The following is a 20,965-nucleotide window of genomic DNA, read 5'->3' as shown; positions in this document are numbered from 1 at the left end:
TAAGCCGGGCTTTTCTCAGAGCGGCAGCTAATTACTTAGCTTGAGCTTCAACCTGCGCTTCTACGCGACGGTTAACAGCACGGCCAGCTTCAGTTTTGTTGTCAGCAACTGGGCGGGATTCGCCGTAGCCAACAGACTGAACGCGGGACGATTCAACACCGTACTGGTTGGTCAGAACTTGCTTAACGGCGTTTGCACGACGCTCGGACAGTTTCTGGTTGTAAGCGTCAGGACCGACGGAGTCAGTGTGACCTTCAACAGTAGTGGTGGTGGATGGGTACTGCTTCATGAAGTCAGCCAGGTTCTTGATGTCGCCGTAGCTGTTGGTCTTAACGACCGACTTGTCGAAGTCGAACTTGACGTCCAGCTCAACACGAACAACTTCAGCAACTGCAGGGCAGCCGTCAGCGTCAACAGTTACGTTGGCTGGGGTGTCTGGGCACTTGTCAACGTTGTCGCAAACGCCGTCGTTGTCGCTGTCGGAGCAGACTTCAGCTGGTGCTGGAACTGGAGCAGCAGCAGGCTTGGAGCCGCCACCGAAGTTCACACCGATACCGACGCTAGGAGCCCACTCGGTGTCGCCCTGGTCGATGTTGTACTGAGCTTCAACGCCGGCACGGGCGTAGAAGTTCTCGGTGAAGTACAGCTTGGCACCGCCGCCAACGTTGGCGAAGGTGGAACGGTTACGACCGTTCGAACCGTTCTGGTCGATGCTCTGGTCAGAGAAACCGGCCGAAACGTACGGACGCAGCATGTCGCCCGGGTTGTTGAAGTGGTACAGAGCGTCCAGAGCGGTGTTAGCGCCTTTAACGTTCTTGCCATCATCGGCACGTACGTTGTGAACTTCGTCGTAGCCCAGACGCAGTTCAACGTCGTCGGTCAGGAAGTAACCGATCGAGCCGCCGAACAGGTTGCCGTTGTTCTTGAAGTTACGAGCGCTGTCGAATTGTTCTTTCTTAGCGAAGCCTTCGATTTCAACTGCGCCTTGGCCTTGTGCCAGAGCGCCGAACGAAGTGGCAGCGATAAGAGAACCAATGGCCAAGCCCAAGGTGTTTTTCAGTTTCATCCGTTAAATCCCCATCTGGTGATTGTGAAGCAGTCCCGCAAACCGGGGGACAACTCGGCGGCAAGTCTATCAGAACTTGCCTACACGTAAGAGATATTTGCGCTGAACTAAGTTTCAGCAATGCCTGCAAATTTCTCACGCAATTTATCTAGAGCACGTTTGTAACGCATTTTTGTCGCACTCAAACCCATGTGCATGATGTCTGCGATCTCCTGAAATTCAAGCTCTGCGACAAATCGCAGCACCAGAATTTCGCGGTCAATCGGGTTCACATACACCAGCCAGCGATCAAGCCCGCCCTTCTCCTCGGGTTTCGGCGCCTTTTCTTCGGACGCCTCTTCGAGGGGGTCAAGACTCAATGCGTCCATCAAGCGACGCTTTCGCCGTTCCTTTCGATACTGCGTAATACATTCGTTGTACGTGATGCTGTAGAGCCACGTTTTGAACTTCGATTTCCCCTCGAAGTTCTTCAGGCCGTACAGCACCTTTAACATGACTTCCTGACAGACATCGTCTGCATCGCGATCGTTCCCAAGATATCTCGCGCAGACGTTAAATAATGTTCGCTGGTAACGCCGCATCAGTTCTTCATAAGCGCGCGTTACGTGAAAAAGCTCGGTATGCGAGCGCGCGACCAACTCCTCATCAGAGAGCTCGCGGGGGTCGTAGCGCGTGGATAGCGTATGGGCTTTATTCAAAACAAGTCGTGCCGACAGTCAGGTCAATGTCCGCCGCAACCAGCATCAGCTGGCATTTTGCGGCGGCATACATTAGCAGGGTTTGCCGGGTTAGCGGCTACTCACATGCTGTTCCAGCAGGATCCGATTGGAAAGAGAGACTAGCTCACCCTCATCGGTCAGCAATGTGGTTTTAACCGTGCCGATCTCTTCGATCTGGCCTTCGACCTCGCCAACACGCACTTGTTGCCCAACCTGATACAACTCACGCACATAGATTCCCGCAAGAATCTGACCGGCAATTTCCCGGCTTCCCAGGCCCATGGCCAGCGCAACCGCCAGACCAACGGTAATCAAAACGATGACGATCACATGGTTCAGCAGGTCGGTCTTGACCTCAAGCTGACTGATCGCTACCGAGATGCTGATGATGATCACCAGCCCCTGAGCAATTCGCCCCAGCCCCGAAGCGTAGTCCAGGCCTACGCCCTCTGCCGCCCCGCGCACCAGTCCGTTCGCCAGTTGAGCAAGCAAAACCCCCACCAGCAACACCAGCGCGGCGCCGAAAACCTTCGGCAAATACAGCGCCAACATATCAAGCGTAGCTGAAACTCGCTCAAGTCCAAGGGATTCTGCTGCAGAAACCAGGAATATCAGCAGAACGAACCAGTAAACAATCTTGCCAATCAGAGTCGAGATCGGTACTTGCAGCCCCGCCCGCGACATCAATTTGGTCAGCCCGGTGCCGCCCATCAGGCGATCAAGACCCAGTTTGGCGAGCAGTTTGGACAGCAAGGTATCGAGCAGCTTGGCCACGACGAAACCCAACAGCAGCACGACCAGTGCGCCGAACAGGTTCGGAATGAAGTTGGCGACTTTGGTCCACAACGCAGTCATTGCAGTGACGAGGCTCTGAGTCCAGAGATCAAGTTCCATATTCAATCAGCCTTATCAGCAGTGCGAGCGGTAGGTTTACGAAGACGGGAAACCGGCGACACGTGGGCCGATCCGTTATTCAGGGCGATCATCAGCGCGGGCAGCCAGCGGCCCAGCAGACTGAACAGATCACCGGCGCCGACCTGACGGTTGGCGGTTTTGAGTACGCGGCCCAGGCATGCATCGTCGTCGCGGCTGGACGGCGAGGCGTTGAGCATGTCGCGCAAAGACTGTTCAAACGGATCGTGCATACGCACCTCTCGTGATGTCTGTGAAAGACGCGGGCAAATTTGGTCGGGTCACATGCGCCATTTTCAAACCCAGCGCAAACGGCGGAATAACCACCATTGTCCGAACGCCATGGCGAGCACCGTCAGACAGGCGATCAGGAAACCATAAGGGCTGCTCGCGAAAGGAATTCCGCCAACGTTGATGCCCAATAGACCGGTGATAAAACTCATCGGCAAAAAGATGCAGGTGATGATCCCGAAGCGATACATCGTGCGATTCATGCGCAGGCTCAAACGCCGGTCTTCAGCCTCCAGGACAAGCCCCACGCGCTCTCGAGTCAATTCAAGCTCTTCCAGATAGCGGGTCAGACTGTTGTTCAACTCGTTCCAGTAGTCGGCGTCGTCATCGACGAACCAAGGCAGTTTTATCCGCGTCAGCTGTCCGAAAATATCCCGCTGCGGCGCGAGAAAACGCTTCAGCCCGGCCGCTCTGCGACGGATGTGCAAAATGGCGCCATGCTCCGGGGTATACCGTTCGTCGGCATCCATCTTTTCTTCTTCCTCGTCGGCGATTTCCGAGAGGCAAGTGACCAGATCCTGCACTTTATTAGTGAGCAACTGCGCCATATAAAGCATCAATTCAGAGGAGGTTTTCGGGCCCTTGCCCTCCTCCAGCATCGTCAGCAACTCATCGGTGGCCCGTAGCGGGCGCAAACGCAGGGAGATAACGCGCTGAGCGGAGGCGAAAATCCGCACCGAGACCATGTCTTCCGGTTCGGCGCCCGGATTGAGGTTGACCCCGCGCAAAAACAGCAGCAGCTCAGAGTCGGGCAACGGCAACAGGCGCGGCCGGGTGTTCTCTTCCAGCAGCAGGTCACAGGTAAACTCATTGAGACCGCTGGATTTGCGTAGCCAGGTCTGGGTTTGCGGATGACTGCGATCCCAGTGCAGCCACAGGCTTTCATGGGCCTGCAGCTGCAAATCGTCGAGCTCAGTTCGGGCTATCGAACGCGCACCGCCATTACCATCCAGCACCAGGGCATGCACCAGCCCCCATTGCGCGTTTTCTTCCTCGAACATCCTCATCCCTATGTCGAAAGCTTATTCAGGCATCTTCAGCGGGCTCGGCGAGACGATCACGCCGTTGTTGTCCGCATAGATGTAGTGGCCTGGGTGAAATGTCACGCCAGCAAACGTGACTGCAACGTTGAGATCGCCAATGCCGCGCTTGTCGGTTTTCATCGGGTGGCTGGCCAGCGCCTGAACGCCAAGATCAGTCTGGGCAATGACGTCGACGTCACGGATGCAGCCGTAGATCACCAGCCCTTCCCAACCATTTTTCGCGGCTTTCTCGGCGATCATGTCGCCCAGCAGTGCGCGGCGCAGAGAACCACCACCATCGACCACCAGCACCTTGCCGTTACCCTTGAGCTCGGCTTGTTCCTTGACCAGCGAGTTGTCTTCGAAGCATTTGATGGTCACGATTTCGCCGCCGAACGAATCACGGCCGCCGAAATTGCTGAACATCGGTTCCAACACCTGCACCAGCTCCGGATAGGCGTCGCACAGGTCAGGCGTGAGGTAATGGTTCATCGAAAAACTCCTGTAAAAAGGAAGACGATCAAGGATGACGCACTCTTTTGAGACGAGTCCCGGCGGTCGCTGTTTACCTTAGTTCATCCCATGGTTGCTGAACGAACCTGAACAAACGCTGAAACGTAATAGCGAAACAGCCACCAAATATGACCAGAACCGCACAATGCGTCATATCTTAGCCGCAAGCTGATCCGAGCGAAATGCCCTTTTCAGAGCCCTCGCCTCAGACCGCAGCAGCCAGATCCGGCTTATCGCCCAGCAACGGTGTGTGCTGATCCTGAAGCCAACGCGCCACCAGTGGCCATACTTCGGCTTGTGCAGCCTTGCTCACCAGCATCTCGACGTGACCGAAATTATCCTTGAAGCCCTGCTCACGCCCCAGATTGATGAATTGCTTGTGCTCGGAACCGATCTGCTCGAACAGTTTGCGACAAGCCCAGGCAGGATCCTGATGATCCCCTGTCGCACTGACCGCCAGCACCGGCACCTGAACATCGGCAAGACCGGCCCACCAGTCCTTGTCCTTGTCGCCAAAGCGGCCGAACAGGCCGTACCAACGCATGCTTTCCAGTGCCAGCCCGATCGGCTCGTCTTCCGGGCCGCGCTTGAGGCGTGAACCAGACAGCTGCGCAAAGCGCTTGAGAATGAAGCGACCGCTCCATTCCACCGGCGGAATTTTCAACGGCCAATAGGTGCGGCTCACCTGCGTTCCAAAAAACGCCGCCGAAGCCACCGCCGGCTCGCCCAGGTATTCGCCGCCGAGCGCGGCAGCCAACGTGATGCCGCCCAGCGAATGGCCGATCCAGTGCGGCACCTGCCCGCTCTGCTCACGCACGAATGCGGCAATCGCCGGCAGATCGTAACGGGCGTAGTCGGCAACGCGATTGCGCCGGTACTCCTCGTTGCGCTGCGACAGGCCGTGGCCGCGCATCTCCGGAATCCACACATCAAAACCCAGACGCGCCAGATACGCCCCCAGCCCCAGGCCTTTGGGTGAAAACCAGAAGCGCCGATTGGAAAAACTGCCGTGCAGCAGAATGACCGGCACCCCGCGCACCGCCGGTTCATCGGCCATGCCCAGACGGGTGACGGCGATTTCCACGGACCAGTCCGGGCTGTTGCCGGGCTTCAATCGATAAACGTCTTCGCTCAGATCACCGCGCCGCTCGGCGCTGATCAGGGCGACAGGAAATAGGTTGCTGCTGCTTTGCATAATGCTCTTGCACAAAAAAGGGCGGCATCCGAAGGCGCTCGCCCTGTTTGAAACACTAAAAGAACCGCTCCGTGTGGGAGCGGCCCGTTCACATACTTATCAAGCCTGCGGCTGGCCTTCGGCGAGGAAGAACCAGGTTTCCAGCACGGTGTCCGGGTTCAGCGACACGCTTTCGATGCCCTGTTCCATCAGCCACTTGGCCAGATCCGGGTGGTCCGAAGGGCCCTGACCGCAGATACCGATGTACTTGCCAGCCTTGTTGCACGCGGCAATCGCGTTGGCCAACAGCTTCTTGACCGCCGGATTACGCTCGTCGAACAGGTGCGCGATGATCCCGGAGTCACGATCCAGACCCAGCGTCAGTTGAGTGAGGTCGTTGGAACCGATCGAGAAGCCGTCGAAGAATTCGAGGAATTCTTCAGCGAGAATCGCGTTCGATGGCAGTTCGCACATCATGATCACGCGCAACCCGTTCTCGCCGCGCTTCAATCCGTTCTCTGCCAGCAGATCCACAACCTGGCTGGCTTCGCCGAGGGTACGCACGAACGGCACCATGATTTCGACGTTGGTCAGGCCCATCTCGTTGCGCACACGTTTCAGCGCGCGGCATTCGAGCTCGAAGCAGTCACGGAACGATTCGCTGATGTAACGCGAAGCGCCACGGAAGCCCAGCATCGGGTTTTCTTCTTCCGGCTCGTACAGTTTGCCGCCGATGAGGTTGGCGTATTCGTTGGACTTGAAGTCCGACAGACGCACGATGACCTTCTTCGGAGCGAACGCGGCCGCGAGGGTACTGATGCCTTCAACCAGTTTTTCGACGTAGAAACCGACCGGATCGTCGTAACCGGCGATGCGCTTGTCGACGCTTTCCTTGATTTCCGGCGGCAGGCCGTCGTAGTTCAACAGCGCTTTGGGGTGGACGCCGATCATGCGGTTGATGATGAATTCCAGACGGGCCAGGCCCACACCGGCGTTCGGCAGTTGCGCGAAGTCGAAAGCGCGATCCGGGTTGCCGACGTTCATCATGATCTTGAACGGCAGATCCGGCATGGCATCCACGGAGTTCTTCTTGATGTCGAAGCCCAGTTCGCCTTCGAAGATGTAACCGGTGTCGCCTTCGGCGCACGAAACGGTCACACCCTGGCCATCTTTCAGCAATTGGGTGGCGTTACCGCAACCTACAACCGCCGGAATACCCAGTTCACGAGCGATGATCGCCGCGTGGCAGGTACGGCCGCCACGGTTGGTGACGATGGCGCTGGCGCGTTTCATGACCGGTTCCCAGTCCGGGTCGGTCATGTCGGAGACCAGCACGTCGCCCGGCTGGACTTTGTCCATCTCGGACACGTCCTTGATGATACGAACCTTGCCGGCGCCGATGCGCTGGCCGATGGCGCGACCTTCAACCAGCACGGTGCCGGTTTCTTTCAACAGGTAACGTTCCATGACGTTGGCCTGGGTGCGGCTTTTCACGGTTTCCGGACGGGCCTGCACGATGTACAGCTTGCCGTCGTCACCGTCCTTGGCCCACTCGATGTCCATCGGGCACTGGTAGTGCTTTTCGATGATCATCGCTTGTTTGGCCAATTCGCTGACTTCAGCGTCGCTCAGGCAGAAACGTGCGCGGTCAGCCTTGTCGACATCGACGGTCTTGACCGAACGACCGGCCTTGGCCTCGTCGCCGTAGATCATCTTGATGGCTTTACTGCCCAGGTTGCGACGCAGGATCGCCGGACGACCGGCCTCCAGCGTGCCCTTGTGCACGTAGAACTCATCCGGGTTCACCGCGCCTTGTACAACGGTTTCGCCCAGGCCGTAGGCGCCGGTGATGAACACCACGTCACGGAAACCGGATTCGGTATCGAGGGTGAACATCACGCCGGCGGTGCCGGTTTCCGAACGCACCATGCGCTGCACGCCAGCCGACAGGGCGACCAGTTTGTGGTCGAAGCCCTGGTGCACGCGGTAGGAAATCGCACGGTCGTTGAACAGAGAGGCGAATACCTCTTTGGCGGCGCGGATAACGTTTTCCACACCACGGATGTTCAGAAAGGTTTCCTGCTGGCCGGCGAAAGAAGCATCCGGCAAGTCTTCGGCAGTAGCGGAAGAACGCACGGCTACGGCCACGTCAGGGTTGCCGGCCGACAGCGCGGCGAACGCGGTGCGGATTTCGGCATTCAGTTTTTCGGGGAATTCGGCGTCCATGATCCATTGGCGGATCTGGGCGCCGGTCTTGGCCAGGGCATTGACGTCGTCGACGTCGAGAGCGTCGAGGGCCTGGTGGATCTGGTCGTTGAGGCCGCTCAGTTCGAGGAAGTCGCGATAGGCCTGCGCGGTGGTGGCAAAGCCGCCAGGGACCGACACACCGGCACCTGCCAGGTTGCTGATCATCTCGCCCAGGGATGCGTTCTTGCCCCCCACATGCTCAACATCGTGTTTGCCGAGCTTATCGAGGGAAACTACGTACTCTACCAAGGTGATCTCTCCACTAACTGTGTTGGAAAAGCTCAGAAACCGGCAGCTCGGGGGAGCATTGGCCGGTTGTATGGCCTGGACCTGGAAAATAAGTGAGAATGCGGGCCATTGGCGGCCGGCAAATCGCGCCTATCATATCCAAGAATCGTCACTAGCTTAAGGCCCAAGGTGCAAATGAAACGATCTGCTTTCTTTATCTCCGATGGCACCGGCATCACCGCCGAAACCCTGGGTCAAAGCCTCTTGGCGCAGTTCGAAAACATTACCTTCAGCAAATTCACGCGCCCGTACATCGACAGCGTGGAAAAAGCCCGGGCCATGGTACAACAAATCAACAAAGCCGCCGAAACCGACGGCTTTCGCCCGATCATCTTCGACACCATCGTCAATCAGGACATCCGTGAGATTCTCGCTACGTCCAATGGTTTCATGATCGACATTTTCTCGACCTTCCTGGCGCCTCTCGAACAGGAACTGACCGAGCATTCTTCCTACACCGTCGGCAAGTCCCATTCGATCGGCCACAACTCCAATTACATGGAGCGTATCGAGGCGGTGAACTTTGCCCTCGACAACGATGACGGCGCCCGCACCCACTATTACGACAAGGCCGATCTGATACTAGTGGGCGTGTCGCGATGTGGTAAGACGCCGACGTGCCTGTACATGGCCATGCAATTCGGCATCCGCGCGGCCAACTACCCGCTGACCGAAGACGACATGGAGCGCCTGACCCTGCCAGCGGCCCTGCGCGCGCACCAGCACAAGCTGTTCGGCCTGACCATCGACCCGGACCGCCTCACCGCTATCCGCAACGAGCGCAAGCCCAACAGCCGCTACTCGAGCTACGCCCAGTGCGAATTCGAAGTGCGCGAAGTGGAAAACCTGTTCCGCCGCGAGAACATCCCGAACATCAACTCCACGCATTTTTCGGTGGAAGAGATCTCGGCGAAGATTCTGGTGGAGAAAGGCGTGGAGCGGCGGTTCAAGTAGTTTTGCGGTGTCTGCAACACCGCCATCGCGAGCAGGCTCACTCCTACAATCTGAAATGCATTCCCTTGTAGGAGTGAGCTTGCTCGCGATCAATGATTACACGGTGTCTGTTAATGCCCTGGCCAAAGCTTCAAACCCGCCGAGCAACAACCCGTCATCCCCCACCGAATTACACACACTCACCCGAATGAACTGCGGCACCGCCGCATGCCCGACCGCGAACGCCTCGGCAGTCGCCACCAGATAGTTGTTCTCCTTCAGCTCCGCGGCAATCTGCGAAGCGCGCCACAGCTCCGGCACTTGCAGCCAGAAATGCGGACTGTGGATATGTGTCTTGTAGCTCAGCCCCTCCAGCGCCCCCGCCACCCATGCCTTGCGCCGACCAATCTCACTGATCTGCTCATCCAGCAAACGCTGGGCCATGCCGTTTTCGATCCACAGGCTCGCCACTTCCATCGCCAGTGGATTGGCCATCCAGCAGGTGCCGCGAATGGCTGAACTGATACGCCCGAGCAACGCTTGCGGCGCATGTAGATAGCCGACCCGCAATCCCGCCGAGACAGCCTTGCTCAGACTGCCGATCAACACAGAGCGCTCGGGGGCGAAATAACTCAGTGGCAACGGCCGCTGGCGATCCAGTACTGCGTGGGCTTCGTCTTCGAGGATCAGCAGATTGTGCCGGCGACACACCTCTGCAATCGCCTGGCGTCGTGAGACAGACATGACCGCAGCCGTAGGATTCTGGATCGTCGGCGTGCAATACAGCGCGGATACCCGGTGCTGACGACAAATATCCTCCAGCGCCGAAGGCAACAGTCCTTCGTCATCCAACGCGGCACCCACCAGTTTTATCCCGAGCTGGCGTGCGACGCTGATCAATCCGGGGTAGGACAAATGCTCGGTGACCACCGTATCACCCGCCTTGAGCAACCCCATCAACGCGCACAACAGACCATGCTGGCCACCGTTGACGCACAGCACCTGATCGGCGTGCGGGACAAAGTCCCCGTGACGCAGCCACTCGGCACCTGCCGCCCGATGCCGTGGCAGGCCACCTTCGGCGGTGTACCCCGTCAACCGCTGCAAGCGGTGCGAATCAACGGCCAGAGTCTGTAGGGTCTGGCTCATGAACGCCGCTTCCTGCCCGGGAATCGGCTGATTCCTACTCATGTCGAAGCAGGCTGGCGGCTCATCGCTGACATTGCGAAAGCCCTTGTCTTGCGGCCGTTCCATTCCGCGCTGACGCACGTAAGTGCCGTCTCCTACACGGGCCACGACCAATCCCACACGCTCCAGTTCGCCATAAGCACGGCTGATGGTGCCGATCGTGACGCCCAAGCTATCGGCCAACAGCCGGTGGGGCGGCAACTTGCAGCCCGCCTCAATCACGCCTGCATTAATGGCCTTCTCGACCGCATCCGCGAGGCGCTTGTACTTCACGCCGACGCCATGGGCGAGGCCATCACGGAGGATTGACACCATGGCAATACTTACTTTGACAGTCATTCTTGCCCCGAATAGCGTACTGAAAACAGGTTCAATCAGGGATAGACCTTTTCAGTAACCAGGTCAATTCTGCCGTTCGGAGCACACCGCATGTCCATCGCCCTCAGCACGCCATTGAACACCAGCAAACCCTGGCTCGCCGGGTTGGTCACCAGCGTGTTGTTTCTGATTGTCTGCCTGAGTTGGGGCACTACGTGGTTGGGGATCAAGATTGCCGTGGAAAGCGTGCCGCCCCTGACGGCGGCCGGGCTGCGCTTTCTGATTGCCTTTCCGGTGTTTTTGGGCTTCGCCGCATTACGCAAGGAACCATTGCTGTTCCCCCGGCAGAGTCGCTGGTTCTTTGTGTTCGTCACGCTGTCGTATTTCAGCCTGCCCTACTACCTGCTCAACTATGGCGAAATGCACGTGTCGTCAGGCCTGACGGCGCTGCTGTTCAGTTGCATGCCGGTGTTCATCCTGATTTTTTCTGCGCTGTTTCTGCGGGAGAAAATCCACCCAGCGCAAATGCTCGGCATCGCCATCGGTTTCGGCAGCCTGTTCATGATTATCCGCAGCCAGGGTTTGCATCTGGATCAGGCGGAATGGCTCGGTGTCCTGGCGATTCTCGGCGCGGCACTCCTGCATGCGCTGTGCTATGTGGTGACCAAAAAGCACGGCAGCGCGATCAGCGTGATCACCTACAACACCCTGCCCATCGGCATCGCCGGTTTGATGCTGCTGGTCGCTGGCCTTTCGCTGGAAAGTCCGACGTTCGCCACCATCACCCCACGCTCGTGGGGCGCCCTGCTCTACCTCGGACTGGTGGCGTCGGTCGGCGGCTTCATCGTCTATTTCGTCCTGCTCAAGCGCCTGAGCCCGGTGCTTCTGTCATTCGTGTTCATCATCTTTCCGGTGTTCGCCGTGATCATTGGCGCCTGGTACGAAGGCACGGAAATTTCTCGGGACCTGATGCTCTATTCGGCAATCCTGCTCGCCGGTTTTGCGATCACCAAGCTGCCTGCCAAGCGCTGAAAAACCATGCATTGAACATCGGAGGTTCAAATGTCGGTACACACCATGGAAACCCTTAGCCTGTTTAACAATGCCCCTTACCAGCGCGATTTCAGCGCCCGGGTGATCGCGGTGGTTGATCAGGCCGTCGTCCTCGAACACACGCTGTTCTATCCCACCGGTGGCGGGCAACCGGGAGACACCGGGCACTTCAGCCTGCCGGATGGCACACGAATCGACGTGACGGCAACGCTGCGCGATCCCTTGCTGCCATCGATCATCTGGCACAACGTGGCGCAGTGCCCGCCGCAGTTGTGTGTCGGCACACTGCTCAATGCCAGCCTCGACTGGGCGCGTCGTTATCAACACATGAAGATGCACACCTGCCTGCACCTGTTGGGTTCGCTCATCAATGCGCCGGTCACCGGGTGCAGTATCAGCGCAGACAAGGGACGCCTGGATTTCGATCTGCCAGAAATGACCCTCGACAAAGACAGCCTCACCCGCGAACTCAACGCGCTGATCGAGCAGGCCATTCCAGTCACCACTCTGTCGATGCCGGCCTCGGAACACTCCGCCCTGCTGGAAAAAACCGGCAGCCCAACGGTTAAAGCACCCGCGATTCAGGGTGAGCTGCGGATGGTTGAAGTGATCGGCATCGACATCCAGCCCTGTGGCGGCACCCATGTGCAAAACACCCGGGAAATCGGCCGGGTGTTTTGCGAAAAAATCGAGAAGAAGAGCAGGACCAACCGCCGGGTGATTCTGCGGTTTGAATGAGCCTTAGATCACGAACAGGTCGACAAAGCGGTTCACCGGGGTCGCCTCAAGCTGCGCCTGATCCTTGCACAGCGCGAAGATCTCGCCGCTGCGCTGGCCGGTGAAACGGGTGGCCAGGTTCGCCTTGAACTTTTCTTCGAGCAGCGGAATGCCCTCGGCACGGCGGCGGCGATGGCCGATCGGGTATTCCACCACCACGTTGTCGGTACTGGAGCCGTCCTTGAAAAACACCTGCACGGCGTTGGCAATCGAGCGTTTGTCGGCTTCCAGGTATTCGCGGGTGAAGCGCGGCTCTTCGACGATGACCATTTTTTCGCGCAGCACATCGATGATCGGATGGGCCTTGTGGAAGTCATCTTCGTATTGCTCGGCCACCAGATTGCCGAAGGCCAGTGGTACGGCGGTCATGTACTGGATGCAGTGATCGCGGTCAGCGGCGTTGGCCAGCGGCCCGACCTTGGAAATGATGCGGATCGCCGATTGGTGGGTGGTGATGACGATTTTGTCGATTTCGTGCAGGCGATTGCGCACGTGTGGATGCAACGTGACGGCGGCTTCGCAGGCCGTTTGTGCGTGAAATTCGGCGGGGAAGCTGATCTTGAACAGCACGTTCTCCATTACGTAACTGCCGAAAGGGCGCGAGAAACTGAAGGTACGTTTGTCTTCGGGTTTCAGCGCCAGATCGTTGTTGGTGTGGCTGAACAGCACGTCGTAAAAGCCCCACTGTTTCGCACTCAAAACACCCGGAATGCCCATCTCGCCGCGCATGGCGATATCGGCCAGTCTCACGCCTCGGCTTGAAGCATCCCCCGCCGCCCAGGACTTTCGCGAACCGGCATTCGGCGCATGACGATAAGTGCGCAACGCCTGACCATCAGCGAAGGCATGAGAGAGCGCCGACAACAGTTGCTCGCGATTGGCGCCCATGAGTTTGGCAGTAACGGCGGTCGAGGCGACTTTCACCAGAATGACGTGATCGAGTCCTACGCGATTGAAGGAGTTTTCCAGGGCGATGACGCCCTGAATCTCGTGGGCCATGATCATTGCTTCAAGCACATGACGAATGGTCAGCGGCGCTTCACCGTTGGCCAGACGTTTTTGCGACAGGTGATCGGCGACGGCGAGGATGCCGCCGAGATTGTCCGACGGGTGCCCCCATTCGGCGGCGAGCCAGGTGTCGTTGTAGTCGAGCCAACGGACGATACAGCCGATATCCCATGCGGCTTTGACCGGGTCGAGACGATAACTGGTGCCTGGGACCCGCGCACCAAACGGCACGACGGTGCCTTCGACGATAGGCCCGAGGTGTTTGGTGCATTCGGGAAAACGCAGGGCCAGCAGGCCACAGCCCAAGGTGTCCATCAGGCAATTGCGGGCAGTGTTCAGGGCTTCGGTGGATTCGGTTTTGAAAGTGAGGACGTAATCGGCGATGTCCTGCAGGACAGGATCGTAGTCGGGGCGGTTGTTCAGGTCGACGTTGGCGCTCATGTTCGATTCACTCTTGAAGTGGTTCGTTGATGGGACCTCGGTTCAGGCGATGGATTTTTATTATTGAAATACGAACTCATGTAGGAGCTGCCGGAGGCTGCGATCTTTTGACTTTGTTTTTTAAATCAAGATCAAAAGATCGCAGCCTTCGGCAGCTCCTACAGTGGCGAGGTAGGGTTAGAAAGAATCCCCGGGGACGCGAACATAGCCTTCCATGAGTACCCGCGCACTGCGGCTCATGACCGCTTTCTTCACCACCCACTCACCGTTTTCCAGACTGGCCTCAGCACCCACCCGCAACGTCCCGGACGGATGCCCGAAGCGCACGGCATTACGTTCAACACCGCCCGCCGCGAGGTTCACCAGCGTCCCGGAAATCGCCGCCGCCGTGCCGATCGCCACCGCTGCAGTGCCCATCATTGCGTGGTGCAACTTGCCCATCGACAAGGCGCGCACCAGCAAATCAACGTCACCGGCGGCAATCGCCTTACCGCTGGACGCCACGTAATCCGCAGGCTTGGCCACGAAGGCGACTTTCGGTGTGTGTTGGCGCTTGGCGGCTTCATCCAGATTGGCGATCAGCCCCATGCGCAAAGCACCGTAGGCACGGATGGTTTCAAACATCTGCAAGGCTTTCGGATCGCTGTTGATTGAGCTTTGCAGCTCGGTGCCGGTGTAGCCGATGTCTTGGGCGTTGACGAAGATCGTCGGAATCCCGGCATTGATCATGGTTGCCTTGAACGTGCCGACACCCGGCACTTCCAGCTCATCGATCAGATTGCCGGTGGGAAACATCGACCCACCGCCGCCCTCTTCTTCCGCCGCCGGGTCCATGAACTCGACCTGCACTTCGGCGGCGGGAAAGGTCACGCCGTCGAGTTCGAAATCACCGGTCTCCTGCACTTCACCGTTGGTGATCGGCACGTGGGCAATGATGGTTTTGCCGATGTTGGCCTGCCATACACGCACCACCGCGACACCGTTGTGCGGAATGCGGCTGGCGTCGACCAGACCGTTGCTGATGGCGAACGAACCGACCGCGGCCGACAGGTTGCCGCAGTTGCCGCTCCAGTCCACAAAAGGTTTGTCGATGGAAACCTGGCCGAACAGATAATCGACGTCGTGATCGGCTTTGATGCTTTTCGACAGGATCACGGTTTTGCTGGTGCTCGAGGTGGCGCCGCCCATGCCGTCGATCTGCTTGTCGTAGGGGTCGGGGCTGCCGATCACCCGCAGCAGCAAGGCGTCGCGTGCCGGGCCAGGAATCTGCGCGGCTTCGGGCAGATCCTTGAGGCTGAAAAACACGCCTTTGCTGGTGCCGCCACGCATGTAGGTGGCGGGGATCTTAATTTGAGGTGCGTGAGCCATGGTGCTCCTTAACGAGGGCGCGGGACTTAAAATCCCACGCCCACATCCGATGATTTAAACGGCAACCGCCGACTCTTCGAGGAAGTCCTGTGCGAAGCGCTGCAACACGCCGCCGGCCTCGTAGATCGACACTTCTTCAGCGGTATCGAGACGGCAAGTCACCGGCACCTCAACACGCTCGCCGTTCCTGCGATGGATGACCAGCGTCAGATCGGCGCGCGGCTTGCGGTCGCCGATCACGTCGTAGGTTTCGCTACCGTCGATGGCCAGGGTGTGACGGTCGGTGCCGGGCTTGAACTCCAGCGGCAACACGCCCATGCCCACCAGGTTGGTGCGGTGAATACGCTCGAAACCTTCAGCGGCAATCGCTTCGACACCGGCCAGACGCACGCCTTTGGCCGCCCAGTCGCGGGACGAGCCCTGACCATAGTCGGCGCCAGCAATGATGATCAGCGGCTGCTTGCGTTCCATGTAGGTTTCGATGGCTTCCCACATGCGCATCACTTTGCCTTCCGGCTCGACACGCGCCAGCGAGCCCTGTTTGACCTTGCCGTTTTCCACCACCATTTCGTTGAACAGTTTCGGGTTGGCAAAGGTCGCGCGCTGCGCGGTCAAGTGGTCGCCACGGTGCGTTGCATAGGAGTTGAAGTCCTCTTCCGGCAGGCCCATTTTCGCCAGGTATTCGCCGGCGGCGCTGTCGAGCATGATCGCGTTGGAGGGCGACAGGTGATCGGTGGTGATGTTGTCCGGCAGCACCGCCAGCGGGCGCATGCCCTTGAGCGGCCGAGCGCCGGCCAGCGCGCCTTCCCAGTACGGCGGACGGCGAATGTAGGTGCTCATCTCGCGCCAGTCGTACAGCGGCGTGACTTTCGGGCCGGTGTCCTCGTGGACGGCAAACATCGGGATATAGACTTGGCGGAACTGCTCAGGCTTGACCGAAGACTTCACCACCGCGTCGATTTCTTCATCGCTCGGCCAGATGTCTTTCAAGCGGATTTCCTTGCCATCGACCACGCCCAGCACGTCTTTCTCGATATCGAAACGGATGGTGCCGGCAATCGCATACGCGACCACCAGCGGCGGCGAGGCAAGAAACGCTTGCTTGGCGTACGGGTGAATCCGGCCGTCGAAGTTGCGGTTACCGGAGAGTACGGCCGTGGCGTACAGATCGCGGTCGATGATTTCCTGCTGGATCACCGGGTCCAGCGCGCCGGACATGCCGTTGCAGGTGGTGCAAGCGAACGCGACGACGCCGAAACCAAGCTGTTCCAGTTCCGTGGTCAACCCGGCTTCGTCGAGGTACAGCGCCACGGTCTTCGAACCCGGCGCCAGCGACGATTTCACCCACGGCTTGCGGGTCAGGCCCAGCTTGTTGGCATTGCGCGCGATCAGGCCGGCGGCGATCACGTTGCGCGGGTTGCTGGTGTTGGTGCAACTGGTGATGGCGGCGATGATCACGGCGCCGTCGGGAATTTGCCCCGGCACTTCATCCCACTGGCCGGAGATGCCTTTGGCGGCAAGATCGCTGGTGGCGACGCGAGCGTGCGGGTTGCTCGGGCCGGCCATGTTGCGCACGACCGTCGACAGATCGAAGGTCAGACCGCGCTCGTATTGCGCGCCTTTCAAGCTGTCAGCCCACAGGCCGGTGGTCTTGGCATAGTGCTCGACCAGTTGAACTTGCTGGTCTTCGCGGCCAGTGAGTTTCAGATAATCGATGGTCTGCTGATCGATGTAGAACATCGCGGCAGTAGCACCGTATTCCGGGGCCATGTTGGAAATGGTCGCGCGGTCGCCGAGGGTCAGCGCGGAGGCACCTTCGCCGAAGAACTCCAGCCAGGCGCCGACGACTTTCTGTTTGCGCAGGTATTCGGTCAGCGCCAGCACCATGTCGGTGGCGGTGATACCTGGTTGCAACTTGCCGGTCAACTCGACGCCGACGCTTTCCGGCAAGCGCATCCACGAGGCGCGGCCGAGCATCACGCTCTCGGCTTCGAGGCCGCCGACGCCAATGGCGATCACGCCCAGCGCATCGACATGCGGAGTGTGGCTGTCAGTGCCGACGCAGGTGTCGGGGAACGCCACGCCGTCACGCACCTGGATCACCGGAGACATTTTCTCCAGGTTGATCTGGTGCATGATGCCGTTGCCCGGCGGGATCACGTCGACGTTCTTGAAGGCCTTTTTGGTCCAGTTGATGAAGTGGAAACGGTCTTCGTTGCGACGGTCTTCGATGGCGCGGTTTTTCTCGAACGCCTGGGCATCGAAACCGCCCGCCTCGACGGCCAGCGAGTGGTCGACGATCAATTGTGTCGGCACCACCGGGTTGACCTGCGCCGGGTCGCCACCCTGCAACGCAATCGCGTCACGCAGGCCCGCCAGATCGACCAGTGCGGTCTGGCCCAGAATGTCGTGGCACACCACACGGGCCGGGAACCACGGGAAGTCGAGGTCGCGTTTGCGCTCGATCAGCTGTTTCAGGGAATCGGTCAGCGTGGCCGGATCGCAGCGCCGCACGAGGTTTTCCGCCAGCACGCGTGAGGTGTACGGCAGGGTGTCGTAGCTGCCGGGCTGAATCGCATCGACCGCCGCGCGGGTGTCGTAGTAATCCAGAGGGCTGCCGGGCAGGTTTTTGCGGAATTCTGTGTTCATCGGGTCAGGACTCGGGTCACGGTAGTTTCAAAGGGTGGCCAGCACGGACCTGAGTTACACACCGTTCACTGTGGGAGCGAGCCTGCTCGCGAAAGCGGTAGATCAGTCGACATCAATGTTGGATGTCAGTCCGTCTTCGCGAGCAGGCTCGCTCCCACAGGGTCTAGCGGTGTTCTCGGGCTCCGGGCACCACCATTCAGCGGCGTTCGATTGGCACGAACTTGCGCTGTTCGACGCCGGTGTACTCGGCGCTCGGACGGATGATGCGGTTGTTGGCACGCTGTTCGAACACATGCGCGGCCCAGCCAGTCAGGCGCGAGCAGACGAAGATCGGCGTGAACAACTTGGTCGGGATGCCCATGAAGTGATACGCCGAGGCATGGTAGAAGTCGGCGTTGGGGAACAGTTTTTTCTGCTCCCACATGGTCTTGTCGATGGCTTCGGAGACGGGGAACAACACCTTGTCGCCCACTTCGTCCGCGAGTTTTTTCGACCAGCCCTTGATCACCTCGTTGCGCGGATCGTTGTCCTTATAGATCGCGTGGCCGAAGCCCATGATCTTGTCTTTGCGCTCAAGCATGCCGAGGGTGCCCTTGATCGCCTCTTCCGGCGACGAGAAGCGTTCGATCATTTCCATCGCCGCTTCGTTGGCGCCGCCATGCAGCGGGCCGCGCAGCGAACCGATGGCCGCCGTGACGCAGGAATAAAGGTCGGACAGGGTCGAGGCACAAACCCGCGCGGTGAACGTCGAGGCGTTGAATTCGTGTTCGGCGTAGAGGATCAGCGACACGTTCATGACTTTGACGTGCAGCTCGCTTGGTTTCTTGTCGTGCAGCAGGTGCAGGAAATGCCCGCCGATGGTCGGTTCATCGCTGACGCAGTTGATGCGCTTGCCGTCGTGGCTGAAGCGATACCAGTAACACATGATCGCCGGGAACGCGGCCAGCAGACGGTCGGTCTTGTCGCGCTGTTCGGAGAAGTCTTTCTCCGGCTCGATGTTGCCCAGAAACGAGCAACCGGTGCGCATCACGTCCATCGGGTGGGCATCGGCAGGGATGCGCTCGAGCACTTCCTTCAGCGCCTGCGGCAGGTCGCGCAGCTTGCTCAGCTTGCCCTGATAGGCGTCGAGTTGCGCTCGGGTCGGCAGCTCGCCGTAGAGCAGCAGATACGCCACTTCTTCGAATTGTGCGTCTGCTGCCAGTTCACGCACGTCGTAGCCGCGATAGGTCAGCCCGGCACCGGCCTGGCCCACGGTGGACAGTGCGGTTTGCCCGGCGACCTGGCCACGGAGCCCGGCGCCACTGAGTACTTTTGCTTCGGCCATCGTTTTCTCCAATCTTGAATTTGTTAGGGAGTACGGCTGCGGCTTATTTTTTTGCCGCAAACAACGCGTCGAGCTTCTGCTCGAAGGTGTGGTAGTCGATGCGATCGTAGAGCTCCATGCGAGTCTGCATGGTGTCGATGACATTCTGTTGCGTGCCGTCGCGGCGGATCGCGGTGTAGACGTTTTCCGCAGCCTTGTTCATCGCGCGGAACGCCGACAGGGGATAAAGCACCAGCGACACGTCGGCGCCGGCCAGTTGCTCGGTGGTGTACAGCGGCGTCGCGCCAAACTCGGTGATGTTGGCCAGAATCGGCGCCTTCACGCGGCTGGCGAACAGCTTGTACATCTCCAGCTCAGTGATGGCTTCCGGGAAGATCATGTCGGCACCCGCCTCGATGCACGCGGCGGCGCGATCCAGTGCCGACTCCAGACCTTCAACCGCCAGCGCATCGGTGCGGGCCATGATCACGAAGCTGTCGTCGGTGCGCGCATCGACGGCTGCCTTGATGCGGTCGACCATTTCCTGCTGGCTGACGATCTCTTTGTTCGGGCGATGACCGCAGCGCTTGGCGCCGACCTGATCCTCGATGTGAATCGCCGCTGCGCCGAACTTGATCATCGACTTGACGGTGCGCGCCACGTTGAACGCCGAAGAGCCGAAACCGGTGTCCACGTCCACCAGCAGCGGCAAATCGCAAACATCGGTGATGCGACGCACGTCGGTCAGTACGTCATCCAGGCCGGTGATGCCCAGATCCGGCACGCCGAGAGAGCCTGCGGCCACCCCGCCACCGGACAGGTAAATCGCCTTGAAACCGGCACGTTTGGCCAGCAGCGCGTGATTGGCGTTGATCGCGCCGACCACCTGCAATGGGTGTTCGCTGGCGACCGCATCGCGAAAACGCTGGCCTGGAGTGTTCAGGTTGGAACTCATGACTCACCTCGTTCAGTGGCTGTCTTATTGTGGGTGCCGTCCTGGTAATGACGGGCGATGTTGCGTTTCGAGGCGCCGATGTGACGGCGCATCAACAATTCCGCGAGTTCGCCGTCACGGTCGGCGATGGCATCGAGAATCCGGTGGTGTTCGGCGAAGGCCTGGCGTGGGCGGTTCGGCGTGGTGGAAAACTGGATGCGGTACATACGCACCAGTTGATAGAGCTCGCCGCAAAGCATCTGGGTCAGGGTGCGGTTGCCGCTGCCCTGAATGATCCGGTAATGGAAGTCGAAATCGCCTTCCTGCTGGTAGTAACCGACGCCAGCCTGAAACGCCGCATCGCGCTCGTGGGTTTCCAGCACCCGACGCAGTTCGTCGATTTCTTCGACGCTCATGCGCTCAGCCGCCAGACGACAGGCCATGCCTTCGAGGGATTCGCGGATTTCGTAGAGTTCGAGCAATTCGGCGTGGCTCAGCGACACCACCCGCGCGCCGACATGCGGTACGCGCACCAACAGGCGCTGACCTTCCAGACGATGAATCGCCTCACGCAGCGGCCCGCGGCTGATGCCATAGGTACGCGCCAGTTCCGGTTCAGAGATCTTGCTGCCCGGGGCGATCTCGCCTTTGACGATGGCCGCCTGAATGCGCCGAAAGACGTTTTCCGAAAGCGTCTCGGAATCGTCGCCGCTGATGACCGGGGGATCGAGTTGATCCAGCATGATTGTCGACACCTTTAA

At 59.3% G+C, this 20,965-nt stretch carries 18 protein-coding genes; 3 read left to right on the top strand and 15 right to left on the bottom strand.

Features of this window, described 5'->3' with window-relative positions:
- Positions 1-31: 31 nt before the first annotated feature.
- The 8 genes from ACA043_RS09550 to ppsA form a co-directional block, all read right to left on the bottom strand.
- Complete coding sequence (locus tag ACA043_RS09550) at positions 32-1,066, bottom strand: OmpA family protein (protein WP_095120047.1); 1,035 nt, start codon at positions 1,064-1,066, stop codon at positions 32-34.
- Between the two features lie 107 nt (positions 1,067-1,173).
- The gene (gene sigX, locus ACA043_RS09545) at positions 1,174-1,764 is read right to left on the bottom strand and encodes an RNA polymerase sigma factor SigX (RefSeq protein ID WP_166222309.1); all 591 of its coding nucleotides are present in this window, start codon (positions 1,762-1,764) and stop codon (positions 1,174-1,176) included.
- A 90-nt stretch (positions 1,765-1,854) separates the two neighbouring features.
- Positions 1,855-2,679 carry a mechanosensitive ion channel family protein gene (locus tag ACA043_RS09540; RefSeq protein ID WP_007916401.1) on the bottom strand — a complete coding sequence of 275 codons (825 nt, stop codon included), beginning with the start codon at positions 2,677-2,679 and terminating at the stop codon, positions 1,855-1,857.
- Positions 2,680-2,681: 2 nt separating this feature from the next.
- Positions 2,682-2,930: a hypothetical protein gene (locus ACA043_RS09535; RefSeq protein WP_008076827.1), complete on the bottom strand. Its 249-nt coding sequence runs from the start codon at positions 2,928-2,930 to the stop codon at positions 2,682-2,684.
- Between the two features lie 63 nt (positions 2,931-2,993).
- Entirely contained in the window at positions 2,994-3,989 is a 996-nt protein-coding gene (cmaX, locus tag ACA043_RS09530) for a divalent cation transporter CmaX (RefSeq protein WP_187680655.1), read from the bottom strand.
- A gap of 21 nt (positions 3,990-4,010) precedes the next feature.
- Positions 4,011-4,502 (bottom strand): ribonuclease E activity regulator RraA, encoded by a 492-nt coding sequence (gene rraA / locus ACA043_RS09525; protein WP_008061717.1) that lies wholly within the window; start codon positions 4,500-4,502, stop codon positions 4,011-4,013.
- 226 nt (positions 4,503-4,728) lie between these two features.
- Positions 4,729-5,718 (bottom strand): alpha/beta fold hydrolase, encoded by a 990-nt coding sequence (locus ACA043_RS09520; RefSeq protein WP_489878659.1) that lies wholly within the window; start codon positions 5,716-5,718, stop codon positions 4,729-4,731.
- A gap of 99 nt (positions 5,719-5,817) precedes the next feature.
- On the bottom strand, positions 5,818-8,193 hold the full coding sequence (ppsA, locus tag ACA043_RS09515) for a phosphoenolpyruvate synthase (RefSeq protein ID WP_489878658.1): 2,376 nt from the start codon (positions 8,191-8,193) through the stop codon (positions 5,818-5,820).
- Between the two features lie 174 nt (positions 8,194-8,367).
- On the opposite strand from ppsA, the gene ppsR reads away from it, so the two are divergent.
- Positions 8,368-9,186 (top strand): posphoenolpyruvate synthetase regulatory kinase/phosphorylase PpsR, encoded by an 819-nt coding sequence (gene ppsR, locus ACA043_RS09510; RefSeq protein WP_008076822.1) that lies wholly within the window; start codon positions 8,368-8,370, stop codon positions 9,184-9,186.
- Between the two features lie 96 nt (positions 9,187-9,282).
- Here ppsR and ACA043_RS09505 read toward each other — a convergent pair whose 3' ends face one another.
- Positions 9,283-10,692, bottom strand: a complete 1,410-nt coding sequence (locus tag ACA043_RS09505; protein WP_497659048.1) for an aminotransferase-like domain-containing protein — start codon at positions 10,690-10,692, stop codon at positions 9,283-9,285.
- Positions 10,693-10,782: 90 nt separating this feature from the next.
- Here ACA043_RS09505 and ACA043_RS09500 point away from each other — a divergent pair, with 90 nt between their 5' ends.
- Both ACA043_RS09500 and ACA043_RS09495 read left to right on the top strand, forming a co-directional pair.
- The gene (locus tag ACA043_RS09500; protein WP_489878656.1) at positions 10,783-11,703 is read left to right on the top strand and encodes a DMT family transporter; all 921 of its coding nucleotides are present in this window, start codon (positions 10,783-10,785) and stop codon (positions 11,701-11,703) included.
- A 30-nt stretch (positions 11,704-11,733) separates the two neighbouring features.
- Positions 11,734-12,462 (top strand): alanyl-tRNA editing protein, encoded by a 729-nt coding sequence (locus ACA043_RS09495; RefSeq protein ID WP_497659047.1) that lies wholly within the window; start codon positions 11,734-11,736, stop codon positions 12,460-12,462.
- 3 nt (positions 12,463-12,465) lie between these two features.
- On the opposite strand, the gene prpD is transcribed toward ACA043_RS09495, so the two are convergent.
- From prpD to ACA043_RS09465, 6 genes are all read right to left on the bottom strand, one after another.
- A complete protein-coding gene (gene prpD / locus ACA043_RS09490) occupies positions 12,466-13,950 on the bottom strand; it encodes a 2-methylcitrate dehydratase (protein WP_497659046.1) in 1,485 nt (494 codons plus the stop codon).
- 177 nt (positions 13,951-14,127) lie between these two features.
- Positions 14,128-15,318 (bottom strand): 2-methylaconitate cis-trans isomerase PrpF, encoded by a 1,191-nt coding sequence (prpF, locus tag ACA043_RS09485; RefSeq protein WP_497659045.1) that lies wholly within the window; start codon positions 15,316-15,318, stop codon positions 14,128-14,130.
- A 54-nt stretch (positions 15,319-15,372) separates the two neighbouring features.
- Positions 15,373-17,967, bottom strand: a complete 2,595-nt coding sequence (acnD, locus tag ACA043_RS09480; RefSeq protein WP_497659044.1) for a Fe/S-dependent 2-methylisocitrate dehydratase AcnD — start codon at positions 17,965-17,967, stop codon at positions 15,373-15,375.
- A gap of 196 nt (positions 17,968-18,163) precedes the next feature.
- Entirely contained in the window at positions 18,164-19,291 is a 1,128-nt protein-coding gene (prpC, locus tag ACA043_RS09475) for a bifunctional 2-methylcitrate synthase/citrate synthase (protein WP_187680646.1), read from the bottom strand.
- Between the two features lie 43 nt (positions 19,292-19,334).
- Positions 19,335-20,225: a methylisocitrate lyase gene (gene prpB / locus ACA043_RS09470; protein ID WP_489878653.1), complete on the bottom strand. Its 891-nt coding sequence runs from the start codon at positions 20,223-20,225 to the stop codon at positions 19,335-19,337.
- Positions 20,222-20,944, bottom strand: a complete 723-nt coding sequence (locus ACA043_RS09465; protein WP_174244498.1) for a GntR family transcriptional regulator — start codon at positions 20,942-20,944, stop codon at positions 20,222-20,224. Before ACA043_RS09465 ends, prpB begins: the two co-directional genes overlap by 4 nt.
- Positions 20,945-20,965 lie beyond the last annotated feature (21 nt).

The sequence above is a fragment of the Pseudomonas sp. LBUM1648 genome, from assembly GCF_059716145.1.
This window is presented reverse-complemented; position numbering and strand designations above follow the sequence as displayed.

What these genes read in the sequence shown, in the direction of transcription:
- prpF (WP_497659045.1), bottom strand. Translation starts at nt 15,318, where the DNA reads ATGGCTCACGCACCTCAAATTAAGATCCCCGCCACCTACATGCGTGGC.
- prpC (WP_187680646.1), bottom strand. Translation starts at nt 19,291, where the DNA reads ATGGCCGAAGCAAAAGTACTCAGTGGCGCCGGGCTCCGTGGCCAGGTC.
- ACA043_RS09550 (WP_095120047.1), bottom strand. Translation starts at nt 1,066, where the DNA reads ATGAAACTGAAAAACACCTTGGGCTTGGCCATTGGTTCTCTTATCGCT.
- ACA043_RS09500 (WP_489878656.1), top strand. Translation starts at nt 10,783, where the DNA reads ATGTCCATCGCCCTCAGCACGCCATTGAACACCAGCAAACCCTGGCTC.
- acnD (WP_497659044.1), bottom strand. Translation starts at nt 17,967, where the DNA reads ATGAACACAGAATTCCGCAAAAACCTGCCCGGCAGCCCTCTGGATTAC.
- prpD (WP_497659046.1), bottom strand. Translation starts at nt 13,950, where the DNA reads ATGAGCGCCAACGTCGACCTGAACAACCGCCCCGACTACGATCCTGTC.
- ACA043_RS09535 (WP_008076827.1), bottom strand. Translation starts at nt 2,930, where the DNA reads ATGCACGATCCGTTTGAACAGTCTTTGCGCGACATGCTCAACGCCTCG.
- ACA043_RS09495 (WP_497659047.1), top strand. Translation starts at nt 11,734, where the DNA reads ATGTCGGTACACACCATGGAAACCCTTAGCCTGTTTAACAATGCCCCT.
- prpB (WP_489878653.1), bottom strand. Translation starts at nt 20,225, where the DNA reads ATGAGTTCCAACCTGAACACTCCAGGCCAGCGTTTTCGCGATGCGGTC.
- ppsR (WP_008076822.1), top strand. Translation starts at nt 8,368, where the DNA reads ATGAAACGATCTGCTTTCTTTATCTCCGATGGCACCGGCATCACCGCC.
- rraA (WP_008061717.1), bottom strand. Translation starts at nt 4,502, where the DNA reads ATGAACCATTACCTCACGCCTGACCTGTGCGACGCCTATCCGGAGCTG.
- ACA043_RS09520 (WP_489878659.1), bottom strand. Translation starts at nt 5,718, where the DNA reads ATGCAAAGCAGCAGCAACCTATTTCCTGTCGCCCTGATCAGCGCCGAG.
- ACA043_RS09505 (WP_497659048.1), bottom strand. Translation starts at nt 10,692, where the DNA reads ATGACTGTCAAAGTAAGTATTGCCATGGTGTCAATCCTCCGTGATGGC.
- cmaX (WP_187680655.1), bottom strand. Translation starts at nt 3,989, where the DNA reads ATGTTCGAGGAAGAAAACGCGCAATGGGGGCTGGTGCATGCCCTGGTG.
- ACA043_RS09540 (WP_007916401.1), bottom strand. Translation starts at nt 2,679, where the DNA reads ATGGAACTTGATCTCTGGACTCAGAGCCTCGTCACTGCAATGACTGCG.